This window comes from Acinetobacter lwoffii (assembly GCF_024129855.1).
GTDB lineage: Bacteria > Pseudomonadota > Gammaproteobacteria > Pseudomonadales > Moraxellaceae > Acinetobacter > Acinetobacter lwoffii_L.
In genome coordinates this window covers 53,027-65,936 of record NZ_JAMXXC010000004.1, presented here as the reverse complement: position 1 = coordinate 65,936, position 12,910 = coordinate 53,027, and the positions used below count along the sequence as shown (strand labels likewise).

The 12,910-nt window shown below is 44.1% G+C and carries 12 protein-coding genes; 2 read left to right on the top strand and 10 right to left on the bottom strand.

Annotation, left to right across the window (positions count from 1 at the left end; translation table 11 throughout):
• Position 1: 1 nt before the first annotated feature.
• From NI465_RS05245 to NI465_RS05220, 6 genes are all read right to left on the bottom strand, one after another.
• Positions 2–640, bottom strand: a complete 639-nt coding sequence (locus NI465_RS05245; protein ID WP_004645474.1) for a MotA/TolQ/ExbB proton channel family protein — start codon at positions 638–640, stop codon at positions 2–4.
• Between the two features lie 33 nt (positions 641–673).
• Positions 674–1,561 (bottom strand): ParB/RepB/Spo0J family partition protein, encoded by an 888-nt coding sequence (locus NI465_RS05240; protein WP_004731487.1) that lies wholly within the window; start codon positions 1,559–1,561, stop codon positions 674–676.
• Complete coding sequence (locus tag NI465_RS05235; protein WP_004278889.1) at positions 1,558–2,340, bottom strand: ParA family protein; 783 nt, start codon at positions 2,338–2,340, stop codon at positions 1,558–1,560. The genes NI465_RS05240 and NI465_RS05235 overlap by 4 nt, the downstream gene beginning before the upstream one ends.
• Before the next feature lie 25 nt (positions 2,341–2,365).
• Positions 2,366–2,998 carry a 16S rRNA (guanine(527)-N(7))-methyltransferase RsmG gene (gene rsmG, locus NI465_RS05230; protein WP_004645477.1) on the bottom strand — a complete coding sequence of 211 codons (633 nt, stop codon included), beginning with the start codon at positions 2,996–2,998 and terminating at the stop codon, positions 2,366–2,368.
• Between the two features lie 85 nt (positions 2,999–3,083).
• Positions 3,084–3,773: an N-acetylmuramate alpha-1-phosphate uridylyltransferase MurU gene (murU, locus tag NI465_RS05225; protein WP_180086917.1), complete on the bottom strand. Its 690-nt coding sequence runs from the start codon at positions 3,771–3,773 to the stop codon at positions 3,084–3,086.
• The gene (locus tag NI465_RS05220; RefSeq protein WP_180086918.1) at positions 3,774–4,787 is read right to left on the bottom strand and encodes an aminoglycoside phosphotransferase family protein; all 1,014 of its coding nucleotides are present in this window, start codon (positions 4,785–4,787) and stop codon (positions 3,774–3,776) included.
• 121 nt (positions 4,788–4,908) lie between these two features.
• Between NI465_RS05220 and NI465_RS05215 the strand changes: the two genes are divergently transcribed.
• Together NI465_RS05215 and NI465_RS05210 are read left to right on the top strand one after the other, a co-directional pair.
• Positions 4,909–7,362, top strand: coding sequence for an LPS-assembly protein LptD (locus NI465_RS05215; protein ID WP_253144636.1), 2,454 nt, complete (start codon positions 4,909–4,911; stop codon positions 7,360–7,362).
• Positions 7,362–8,669 (top strand): peptidylprolyl isomerase, encoded by a 1,308-nt coding sequence (locus NI465_RS05210; protein WP_044109557.1) that lies wholly within the window; start codon positions 7,362–7,364, stop codon positions 8,667–8,669. The genes NI465_RS05215 and NI465_RS05210 overlap by 1 nt, the downstream gene beginning before the upstream one ends.
• A 119-nt stretch (positions 8,670–8,788) precedes the next feature.
• Here the strand turns inward: NI465_RS05210 and hfq are convergent, their stop codons facing one another.
• The 4 genes from hfq to tsaE all read right to left on the bottom strand — a co-directional run bounded on the left by hfq (position 8,789) and on the right by tsaE (position 12,795).
• Positions 8,789–9,316 carry an RNA chaperone Hfq gene (hfq, locus tag NI465_RS05205; RefSeq protein ID WP_004278899.1) on the bottom strand — a complete coding sequence of 176 codons (528 nt, stop codon included), beginning with the start codon at positions 9,314–9,316 and terminating at the stop codon, positions 8,789–8,791.
• 91 nt (positions 9,317–9,407) lie between these two features.
• Positions 9,408–10,352, bottom strand: coding sequence for a tRNA (adenosine(37)-N6)-dimethylallyltransferase MiaA (miaA, locus tag NI465_RS05200; RefSeq protein WP_180180883.1), 945 nt, complete (start codon positions 10,350–10,352; stop codon positions 9,408–9,410).
• A 6-nt stretch (positions 10,353–10,358) separates the two neighbouring features.
• Positions 10,359–12,326, bottom strand: coding sequence for a DNA mismatch repair endonuclease MutL (gene mutL / locus NI465_RS05195; RefSeq protein WP_253144526.1), 1,968 nt, complete (start codon positions 12,324–12,326; stop codon positions 10,359–10,361).
• Positions 12,316–12,795 (bottom strand): tRNA (adenosine(37)-N6)-threonylcarbamoyltransferase complex ATPase subunit type 1 TsaE, encoded by a 480-nt coding sequence (gene tsaE, locus NI465_RS05190; protein ID WP_004645485.1) that lies wholly within the window; start codon positions 12,793–12,795, stop codon positions 12,316–12,318. The genes mutL and tsaE overlap by 11 nt, the downstream gene beginning before the upstream one ends.
• Between the last annotated feature and the right edge of the window lie 115 nt (positions 12,796–12,910).

Here is a 12,910-nt window from a genome sequence, read left to right as displayed (position 1 = left end):
CCTAGCTGGCTTTTTGCATGTCTTGATCTATGTCTGCATGATTACGATAAAAAAGATCCGCATGAAACAAAGTCGCTTGCTGCTCAAGTTCAGCCACATATTCCTGAACAAGACGCTGAAAATAACGGTGCGCAAACAGTGCAGGAATTGCAATCAACATACCGGCTGCCGTGGTAATTAAAGCCTTGGAAATACCCGGCATCATCAATACCGGATCACTCCCGGTACCTACATCGATCATCAGGAAAGATTCAATAATCCCAAGTACAGTTCCCAATAAACCGAGTAAAGGCGCAACTGCACTCAAAGTTCCCAGAAAATTAATGTTTTTTTCCAGATAACCAATTTCCTGTGATGCCACCACTTCCATCTGTGCGCGAGCATACTGCTCACCTTGCTGCTTGCTGGCATAGCCTGCAGTAAATACCCGACCCAAAGTGCTTTGCTTTAAGGCCGCACTTTGATTCATTTTTTGCATGACTTGTGCTGTATTTTGCGAAGGCCCCATCAACAGTGTCAACGGAAGTACTGCATTCTTTTTCAGGCGAATCAGACGCTCGATCGAAATCGCCAGCATAAAGATAGAACACAAGACCAGGGGCAGCATAAGCCAGCCACCTGCTTTAACCAATTCCCACATCTAATTTATTCCCCAATAAAAAAAATATATAAATTATTCATCTTCTAAAATAGAAAGAATGCCATCCAGCTCTTCTAAAGAGTGATAGCTAATAACCAGTTTCCCTTTACCTTGCTTGTTATAGTCAATTTTAACATCTGCACTGAAACGCTCTGAAAGGCGCTGAGTCAATTGCTGAATATCCGGTGCTACAGCTTCTTTTACTTTTTCTTGTTTAGGTGTATTGAAATCACGGACTAACTGCTCGGTTTGACGAACAGACAGACTTTTTTCAATTACGATATCTGCAACTTTGAGCTGATCTTTAGCTTTTAAGGTTAAGATCGCACGTGCATGCCCCATATCCAGCAAACCCTGCTGCATAAAGTCTTTCACTTCTTCTGCCAGGCTAAGCAGGCGAAGTAGGTTACTCACTGTCGTACGCGCTTTACCCACGGTATCTGCAATCTCCTGATGGCTTAAGCCAAATTCTTCATGGAAACGTTGCAGAGCCATCGCCTGATCAATCGGATTCAGATCCTGACGCTGGATGTTTTCAATCAAGGCCAGTGCAATCGCAACCTGATCATTCAGATCACGTACAATCGCAGGAACCTCGGTCAAACCCGCCAGCTGTGCAGCACGCCATCGACGTTCACCCGCAATAATCTCGTATGGATAGCGTTCATCGTCAACCGGACGGATCACGATGGGCTGCATGATGCCATGCTTTTCAATCGATGCCGCCAGTTCCTGCAAATCCTGCTCGTTAATATAACGGCGCGGCTGATATTCACCGCGCTTGAGCAAGTTCACATCGATCTGTTTTAGCTGACCATGGTCAAGACCTTGAGCTTCGAGTTGTAATTTTTCTTTTTGAATTGAGCCTAGCAAGGCATCCAAGCCACGACCTTTGGCGAGTCCACGTTTCTTGACGGTCATGCTTTACTTCCTTTTTTCACTTTGCTTTTCTTTAATACTTCAGCTGCCAGATTTAAGTAAGCAACCGCACCCTTTGAGCTTTTTTCAAAATAAATCACCGGCAAACCGTGTGCTGGCGCTTCAGCCAGACGAATATTTCGTGGAATTACGGTTTCATACAGTTTTTTACCGAAATATTGTTCTAATTCTTCAGAGACATCACGGGTTAAGGCATTACGTGCATCGTACATGGTGCGTAATACACCGACAATTTGCAGGTCCGGATTCAATGCTTGCTGAATCCGATCGATGGTTTGGGTTAAATCCGCCAGACCTTCCAGTGCATAATATTCACATTGCATTGGAATCAGCACACCATCCACGGCTGCCAAAGCATTGACAGTAATCAGGCTTAAACTTGGTGCACAGTCGACAATGATATAGTCAAATGAAGATTCAATTTCCTGCAATGCATCCCGCAAAATGAACTCGCGCCCTTCCTGTTCTGCAATCGCCAACTCAACCCCGGCCAGATCACGGTTTGCCCCAAGAACCTTGTAGCCGACTTCCGCCTTAGAGATCGCCGTTTCAATCGGCACTTCACCCAGCAACACATCAGTGACCGAATAAAGTAGGTCATTCTTCTGAATGCCAGACCCCATGGTCGCATTGCCTTGCGAATCCATATCGACCAGCAAAACACGTTTTTTTAACACAGCTAAAGATGCCGCCAAATTTACTGCGGTTGTGGTTTTACCTACACCACCTTTTTGGTTTGCAATCGCAATAATTTGTGCCATGTTGCCCCCAATCCCTTTAAAAATCTTAAATACGTTTTAATAGAAGTAAATGACGCTGTTCGTCTAAGCGCGGAACTTTAAGTTCAATAATCTCACAACTAAATTCATTTTTTAAAGTAGCAACTTCATCTTCAGGAATTAAGCCTTTCATTGAGGCAATAATCGTTTGTTCGTGCATATATGGCTTAGAAGCATCGACAAAGTCTGTTAATGATGCAAAGGCACGACTGGTAATCACATCAAATTGACCCAGCTCATTGATGCTGTCTTCGTTTTCTACACGCGTTTGCACGGCAATGACATTTTTAAGTTTCAGGTCAGCAATAAACTGCTTGAGGAAACGAATTTTTTTACCGTTAGAATCCAGTAATACACATTCACGCTCAGGCTGACATAAAGCAATGATCATGCCCGGCATACCACCACCTGTGCCGATATCCAGTAATCGACCCGCTGGAAGATCTTTCAGAATGCTCAGACTATCGAGCAGATGCTTGACCAGCATTTCTTTAGGATCACGGATTGCAGTCAAATTGTATGCTTTGTTCCACAGCACCAAAGCATCCTGATACTTGAGTAATAAATTTAAAGCTTCATCAGATAGCTCTAAACCCAAAGCCTGGCTACCCTGCTTTAGTTCTTGAAAAAACATGTGCATAAACAATCTACGCTCGAAAAAGTTAGGTGGAAGTATACCGTTTTCTCTATATTGGCACAGTAGGCAGTGCTTAGCGAATATTCACTTAAGCAAACTTCCCTTCACGGATCGCCGTATCCAGTGCCGTTAAACGCTCTGGGGTTCCTACGTCAACCCAAATGCCTGCCAGTTTAGAAGCTGCAACCTGCTGATTCTGCATTGCTGCTTTTAGCAACGGAGCCAAAGGACGTTTGCCAGTCTCTAAGACTTGGAACATCTTCGGATCAAGTACGGATACACCACTAAAAGTCAGGTTCTCACCTCCGACTTGCTGATCAAAGGTATAAGCTTTACCTTCTGCAAGCGTGAAATCACCCTCTGGGTGTTGTTCAGGGTTCTGCACAAGTACGAGATGCGCCAAATTATCCTTTAGATCAATATCCAGTAAAGGGGCAAAATCCATCGTGGTCCAGACATCACCATTTAACAGAATAAAAGGTTCATCACCGAGTAGCGGCAAGGCATTAATGATTCCACCAGCGGTTTCCAGACCTTCACCCTCATGTGACCAAAGGATGTGTACACCAAATTGTGAACCATCGCCCAAAGCTTCTGCGAGTTTTTCACCGAGCCAAGCCGTATTGATGACAATTTCAGTAACACCGATCGCAGCCAGTTTCTCTATATGCCAGACAATTAAGGGCTTGCCCCCAACTTCCAGCAAAGGCTTTGGCGTATGCAGCGTTAGCGGCCGCATACGATTACCGAGTCCTGCGGCCAAAATCATCGCTTTCATTTAGGCAGCCACCTCATATGACCCATATTTAGCTTCAAAGGCTGGCATGACTCGGTCACGCATAAACTGCATGAATGGCTGAAGTTCAGTATAAGCTTTTGATTCCTCGAGCAGATACCACATCACACGTGGTAAATCTTTGAGATAACCCGACTTGCCATCACGTTCAAATAGGCGCACAAAAATACCGAGGATCTTGATATGACGCTGAATCGCCATCATGTCGGCATCTTTTTTAAACTGTTCAAAGTCACGGCCTTCTTTAGCAGATGTTGGCAATAACTCATAGAAATTTTTGAACCAGCGATACACACGGTCGGCATTCCACTGCACATAGGCATCGCGGGTAATCGAGATCAAGTCATAAGTATCTGCACCAATCACAGCATCCTGAAAATCAATCACACCGAGTTCGGTTTCATTGTCGATTTTCATCAAGTTACGACTATGGAAATCCCGATGCACGATCACCTGTGGCTGTGCCAATGCGGCATTCGCCAAAATCGCAAAAGTGCGTTTGATCAAGGCGCTTTCTGATTCAGTCAGTTGAACCTTTAACGCTGGCAGCATCCAGTCAGTCAGCAATTCCATTTCTGAGATCAGTTTTTCATAAGAATATGCTGGGAAATGCCCTTCTTCAGCAATCGATTGCAGCTGAATGAGCTGTTTAAAACTTTGTTCATAATAGGCATCTACAGTCTCGTCATTCAGCAGATTCGACAGCAATACATCACCAAAGTCTTCGAGCAGTAAAAAGCCATTTTCCAAGTCTTTTGCCACGATATGCGGAACACGCACGCCATGTGCATCAAAAAACTCATCTATCGTCACAAAAGGCACACAATCTTCTTTTTCTGGTGGTGCATCCATCAGCATAAATGTTTTATTATTCAGTTTGATTCGTGCATAACGACGGAAGCTGGCATCACCTGCTAAAAAATGAGTTTCAAATTGATCTGAACCGAGTACAGAGGCAATCCAAGATTGTATCAATTGTTCGCGTTGTGTATTCATTTGCAATTAATTCTAATACAGGCTGAGTTTTTAAAGTGCTAAGTGTAGCTACTTATCAACTTTTTCTCTATGATGCGACAATAATTAATTGCGATAAAAGCATGATTGGTTAATGAGACAAATGAAGCATCACTTTAAAATAAATCCTCTAGCGACTGCGATCTTAACCCTTTTATGTGGCAGCTCAGCCTCCGGCTATGCTGCATCAAATGTCTCGTCCGATGTAAATGCAGAACAACTCAAACAGCGCATAAATGAGACCTATCCAGGTGAAGCATTCTTTTCGCAATACTATGTCGACAAATCCTCAGCTGAAGCACAGCAGCGGCAGGAAAAATACTTAAGTTCGGCTTATTGTGAAGGCACCTGGGTGACCCCGATTGCCCCAGATGCAGCAACCGTTGCGCCAGATCAGGCTACATCTACCATTACTGCAGATTATGGACACTACAATCCAGCAGGTGACTCTTATTTAGAAGGCAATGTCATCATTGACCAGCAAGGTCGCCAGATTCGTGCTGAACGCGTAACGATTGATCAAACCCAGACCTATGCCAAAGCAGAAGGTCGGGTAGAACTTGCTCAGGGTGGCCTGCTCTCACAAAGTGATGATATTAATTATAATTTAAAGACCCAAGAAGGCGACCTAAATAACAGCTTCTATATTGCCGAGCAGCAACATGCGCATGGTCGGGCAGAAAAGATCGCCAAAACCTCGACCGAGACGGTAGAACTGGAAAATGCGACCTATACCACCTGTCCACCTGAGCAAAAACCAACCTGGAAAATCCAGGCAGAAAAGATCAAGCTGAACCAGGAAACTGGACGTGGTGAAACCCGCAATACCAAGCTATATGTTAAAGATGTTCCGGTCTTGGCAGTTCCCTATTTCAACTTCCCGATTGATGACCGCCGCACTACCGGTATTCTGACGCCGACATTTGGCTTTACCAATGATGGTGGTCTGGAACTGGGTGTTCCGGTTTACCTGAATTTAGCGCCGCAATATGATGCGACGATTACGCCGCGTTATATTGGCGATCGTGGTACGATGTTAGACGGTGAGTTTCGCTATCTGACTGAAAATTATGGTGAAGGCCGTATTTGGGGAGGTTATTTACCTTCCGATGAAAGCTATAGCGATGAAGACCGTAAAAGCCTGCATTTCTTACATAACTGGCAGATCAATAATCAACTATCAACCAACCTTGAATATAACTACGCTTCAGACAAAGATTACTTTGCCGATCTGGATAATAACCCGAACTCTAAAACTGACCTGAACTTACGCCGTGCCTGGGAAGTCAATTATAAAAATGGTATTCCTGGCTTAAAGGCACAATTCAAAGTCGAAGACTTCCAAACCCTAGATCCAACCGTACTGGATGAAGATCGTCCTTATGCACGTCTGCCGCAGCTTTTAGTCAATTACAAAACTGGCAATCCATTGGGATTACAGCTTGAGTTTAATAACGACACAGCATATTTCCAGAAGGATCTGAGAAATTTCGCTGATACTGATCCAACGGGTGAGAAGGTATATCAACCGAGTGGTACACGGATCTATAATGACTTTTCCGTGCGTTATAATCATTTTACCCCGTGGTCATTCTTCATTCCTCAGGCGACTGTACGCAACATCAATACTTTCTATGATGAAAAAACCCAAAGCCGTAGCGCGTCTAGTGAAAATAATTCAATTGTGGTGCCACAATTCACGCTGGACACCGGCTTAATTTTTGAAAAAGAAGGTACGTATCTACAGACCTTAACGCCTCGTCTGTTCTATGCGTATTCACCTTATGAGAACCAGCAGAATCAGCCAAACTTTGATTCAGTCGTCGCTTCGATTAATTATGATCAACTTTTCAGTGCGCGTCGCTTTTATGGTAATGACCGCCTGGAAGACAATAACTTTGCCTCCTTAGGTCTGAGCTATAGCCTATTTAATGAAGAAGGTCTGGAGCGCCTGCGTGCCAGCGTTGGACAGAGCTTTTTCTTTGAAGATCGCCGTGTAACGTTGGAAAATGATGCAGATGAATTCGACCGTGAAAGTCATACTGGCCCTGTAATTCAACTGACCAGCCAGCTGTCAAATAATGTTCACGTTAATCTGAACTCAAGCTGGATGTCGAATGGATCGAATGCCCAACGAGATTTGCAGGTTTATTATACCGGTGAGCAAGGCAATCTTTATAACCTAGGCTATTTCTATCGCAAAGATATTCCGAACCGTCAAAAGAGCTATGATCATGTGGTGGGTTCATTTATCCAGCCGATTGCCAACAACTGGCGTCTGGTTGGACATGCCCAGTTTGACCTCGACAATAGTGTCGCACGGGAATATTTACTTGGCGTGAACTATGAGTCATGCTGTTGGGGAGTTTCTGTTTACGGTCGCTCATATTACAATGACTTAGACGACGTTAATGATTCAAGCGTCAAAGCCAAACGCGCTATTATGGCCGAAGTCAGCCTGAAAGGCTTAGGTGGGTTAAGCAGCAAACTCACCTCATTACTAGAAAATCGTATTCTAGGTTTTAACAATATCAATCAAACTTGGACAGAACGTTAATGAAGACAAAACAGTTAAAACAAATTTTTAAAGCAACCGCACTTGCGCTATGCCTTTCTTCAGCGATGACGACTTTTGCTGTTGCCCAACCTAAAGATGAAGTTGTAGCTGTAGTCGACAATAGTATCATTCTACGTAGTGACCTGGCTCAAGGTGTAGCCGAAATCTCACATCAGCTGCAAAAACAGAAAAAGGCAGTTCCACCACAACAATATCTTGAGCAACAAGCTTTAGAGCAACTGATTATTCGTCAGGCACAGCTTGAACAAGTTAAACGTTATAATATTCGTCCAGATGAAAAAGCTTTAAATGAAGCCGTCCTGAAAGTTGCCCGTGATTCTGGTTCACCGAGTCTGGAAGCATTCCAGCAGAAACTGGATGCCATGGCGCCCAATACCTATGCTTCTTTACGTAACCGTATCGCTGAAGATTTAGCCCTGAATCGTTTACGTCAACAAATCGTGACTTCACGTATTCAAATTACAGATCAAGATGTTAAAAACTTCCTAAATACCCCGCAAGGTCAAGCTTTGCTTGGCAGTCAGGTCCATGTACTGCATTTACGGGTAAGCGGTGAAAATGCTGAACAAATTGCAACAAAGGTAAAGCAAGAATTAAATAGCAGCAATGACATTCAGGCGATCAGCAAAAAGTACAGCACTGGCGGCGTTAAAGTCGAAGCTGCTGATATGGGTGTGAGAAACCTGTCAGAAATTCCAGCAGAACTGGCTGCACGCGTGACCACCCTGCAACCAGGTCAAACTTCTGAACTGATTCCTGTCGCTGATGGTGTACATGTTCTGAAGCTCTTGGAACGTAAAGGTGGCGAACAGAAAGCCCTTGTTCCTCAATATTTAACACGACACATTCTGATTCAACCGTCTGAAGTGGTCAGTCCTGAAAATGCCAAACAAATGATTGATAGTCTGTATAACCGCCTCAAACAAGGTGAAGATTTTACTGTTTTAGCTTCAACGTTCTCCAATGATACTGGCTCGGCTCGTGATGGCGGAAGTCTTGGCTGGGTTAGCCCAGGGGTAATGGTACCTGAATTTGAACAGCAGATGAAAAGCACCCCAGTAGGTCAGTTCAGTAAACCATTTCAATCCCAGTTTGGCTGGCATATTCTGCAAGTGAGTGAAACACGCCAACAAGATATGACACAGGAATATCAGGAACGTATGGCTCGCCAATTGCTTGGTGAACGTCAATTTGATGCCGAATTAGATAGCTGGTTACGTGAAACGCGCAATAATGCTTATGTAGAAATCAAAGATCCTCAACTGGATCCTAAACGTAACCGTTAAGCCTTACCATAATCCTAAAAAGCCAACGACATCTCGTTGGCTTTTTATTTAAAAAACTTAAAACGTACAGATATAAAAAAACCTCTCATATAGAGAGGTTTTTTAATTTTCAAACTCGATTAACGATTGTTTTCATCGTCTGAAGAGTCTTCAAATTTAGTGTCGTTGTCAAAACCAGTGCCTTGACCACCAAAGCCAGCACCTTGACCACCGAAGCCACCTTGACCACCGAAGCCGGCACCTTGACCACCAAAGCCGCCTTGACCACCAAAGCCACCGCCTTGACCGCCGAAGCCACCTTGACCACCGAAGCCGCCACCTTGACCGCCAAAACCACCTTGACCACCGAAGCCGCCAGCACCTTGACCGCCACCAAAGCCACCTGCAGCACCTTGACCACCGAAGCCCGCACCTTGTGGACCAGCAGGCGCGCCAGCAGGACGTGGATTACGTGCAGGTACTACAGTTGAAATTGCATGCTTATAAACCATTTGGCTTACTGTATTTTTTAATAAAACCACGTATTGGTCAAAAGATTCGATATGACCTTGTAATTTAATACCGTTTACCAGGAAGATAGATACTGGGATACGTTCCTTACGGAGAGAATTCAAGAATGGATCTTGTAAAGTTTGACCTTTAGACATGTTATAACTCCAAAAAAATTAAAAATCAGCGCAAAAACTATCTCTATTTTTCAATTAAAAATTATAAAAAAGATAGTCCCTAAATTTTGCTTTATCCGTGACAGTTTCGCAAGTCTTCTTGAGCCTGCTGTAGCGTAAAATATGTTGTAAATTTATGCTTTTCTTGCAAAGACCTTAACCACGTATATTGACGTTTTGCAAGTTGTCGTGTCGCAAATAAAGCTTTATCCTCCATTTCCCGTTGCTTTTCCTTGGTTTTATCAGCATTTTTTAAGAATTCTATAGCCTGACGATAACCCACTGAACGTATAGAAGGTAAATTTTCATTAAAATCGTATTTTTCAATTAAATTCAAAACTTCATTTAAAAAACCGCTTTTCCACATAATTTCCAGACGTTGTTCAATACGCCCATGTAATTCTAACCGATCTGGCATCAGCGCATAATTATGGAAACTGTAACGATATGGTAAGTTTTTAGGTTGTTCTGCCTGTAGTTTTGTAATCGGCTCACCAGTCAATTTAAAAACTTCCAAGGCCCGAATAATGCGCTGCTTGTCGCTGACCTTGAATTTTTCACCGGCAATCGGATCAACTGCACATAATTCTGCATAAACAGCCTCCCAACCTTCCTGCTCACCCTTGGCTTCAATCCCTGCCCGAATAGCATAGTCTGCGCTCGGTAAATTATCTGACAAGCCTTCAAGCAAGGCCTTAAAATACAGCATGGTTCCACCAACCAGAATCGGGGTTTTACCACGCGCATGAATATCATCAATTAAACGACAAGCATCTTCGACAAAGTTTGCCGCAGAATACACTTCAAGTGGACTGATAATATCAATCAGATGATGCGGATAGCGCGCCAATTCTTCTTTAGAAGGCTTGGCTGTACCAATGTCCATTTCCCGATAAATTAGCGCAGAATCGACCGAAATCAGCTCAAAATTTCCTTGCTCATATAGCTCACATGCCAAAGCGGTTTTACCACTTGCAGTTGGCCCCATTAAATTGATGACCGGCAATTGATTGGACATGTAAAACTACTCTCCTCGAGCAAAAAGTTTATCTAGTTGAGCCAATGGAAAGGCGCGCCAAGTCGGACGGCCATGATTACATTGACTGGCAAATTCGGTTTGCTCCATCTGGCGCAATAAAGCATTCATTTCCGACAGGCTTAAAATACGGTGCGCTCGCACTGCACCATGACAGGCCATGCCTGCCAGAATCTGGTCACGCTTCTGCAATAGGCTTTGCGCCTGATCACCCGGATCTAAATCATTCAATAATTCAGGAATCAGGGCATCAAAATCGGCCTTGTGTAGAATAGCCGGTACACCACGTACGATAACTTGCTCATCACCATACTGATCAATTTCCAGACCCAAACGTGCGAGTTGCTCTTTCAGCTCTTCTACCCGCATCGCCTGCATCCGTCTAATGTTTACGACCTTTGGAATCAATAGTTGCTGTGACGTCCAGAATTCAGGTTTATCCCAGGCTGATTTCATTTGCTGCAAAACAATACGTTCATGCGCCGCATGCATATCGACAATAATCAGACCTTCGGTATTTTGTGCCAGAATGTAGATACCATGTAATTGGGCAATGGCAATGCCCAATGGATGCTCATCCACTTTGGCCTTTACATGTGTCTGAAAAGACTGCTCAGGACTAAATACTTCGGTTTCCGAACTTTCTCTGAGCGGTGCTAAATAACTTTGCAAGGCATTATTCAGCTGCTGTGAACCAGAATAAGATTTACGGTAATCTTGGGAATAATGCACTGTTTGTGGACCTGAAGATGCAAAATCGGTCAGCACATCTGAAGTTTCATTTTCACTTAAGGCAGATGTCGTTCTCACCACCTGTGGCTGAGAATGCGCAGTCTGATGCAGGCTGAACTGTTCCTGATAACGCGGTTGCGGGGCCGTCAAGCCAGGCTGCTCATCCTGTTTCATTGCCTCGGCTAAATCTGCAGTTGCGGTCTGGAATTGTGCCAACGTTTCTTTGGCATAATGCCGTACGAACTCATGTACTTCACGTTGATTCAGGAAGCGAATTTCATGCTTGGTCGGATGGACGTTTACATCCACATTTTCTGGATCAACTTCTAAAAACAGTAAATAAGCCGCATGCTGATGCCCATGCAGGATGCCGTCATAGGCCATCCGTAAGGCATGGGAAATGGTTTTGTCTTTGACAATCCGGCCATTTACATAGACATACTGCAAATCAGCCTGTGCACGTGCATCTGAAGGATGGCCAAGCCAGCCAGACAAATGCATGTTGATACTGTCTGCATCCATCCAGTAGGCATTTTCAGTAAACTGGCGGCCAAGCAATTGCTGTACCCGCTGAAAACGCAAAGCGCCGCTATCCGCCACGGGTAAATTCAGTTTGATGCTTTCATTATGTTCTAGCACAAAACGGATATCAAAATGCGTCAGTGCCATACGGCGCACAATTTCTTCGATATGACCAAATTCAGTGCCCGGTTTTTTCAGGAATTTACGCCGTGCAGGCACATTAAAAAACAAATCCTGAACCCGGATATGCGTCCCTTTTGAAGCCGCGACCGCTTGAATTTCCTGATGATCAAAAGCCGTGCCATTGACTTCGACCTGATAACCGATGCCCTCGTCACTTTGACTGCTGATCATGGTCAGGCGTGAAACTGCTGCTATCGACGCCAGTGCTTCGCCACGAAAGCCCAGACTGCTAATCGCATACAGCTCATCAACACTCTGGATTTTGCTAGTGGCATGACGCATCACTGCCAGCGGTAAATCCTCATGATGAATTCCGCGTCCATTGTCGATGATTTCAATTAAAGTACTGCCACCCTGTTCGACCCGAATGATCAGTTCCGTCGCACCCGCATCAATCGAGTTTTCCAGTAATTCCTTGACCACAGAAGCCGGACGTTCAATCACCTCACCTGCGGCAATCTGGTTGGCAAGTGCAGGATCAAGGGCACGAATACGGCGCAGACTTAAATCATTCGACATGTGAAAATTGACGCTCCAGAGCCTCTCGTAAAGCAAGATTCGATGAAATCAGGCTTGCAGTACGGGTAAGTTCATCTTCAGATTTTAAAATTTCAATAATCAGGTCAGCTTGCGGAATTTCATCACCACCTTTAGATGGCCATTCAAATAAAAATAGCGCATTCGGTGTTTCCAGGTAATCCCGGATGCCCATCAGTTCCAGTTCATACGGATCATTCAGACGATACAAGTCAAAATGAAAAATATCCTGACCATTAATTTGATAGGGTTCGACCAGCGTATAAGTTGGACTTTTCACTGAACCTTTATGACCCAGCTGTTGCAAATAATAACGTGTTAACGTCGTTTTTCCTGCCCCTAGGTCACCAATCAGATACACGACCCCCGCAGGGAAATTCTCCGCCAGAACCTTGGCTAGTTTTTGGGTATCGTCTTCATGATTTAAAGTGACATTAAATGAATAAGGCATATTACTCACGACATGATGCAAAAGAATAAATATGATAGCATCGCCACGCTTTAAAAGCCTATTCACCCGTGTGAGAAACTGTATTTTTTCACAGCATCTGTTCCTTAAGAGGTTA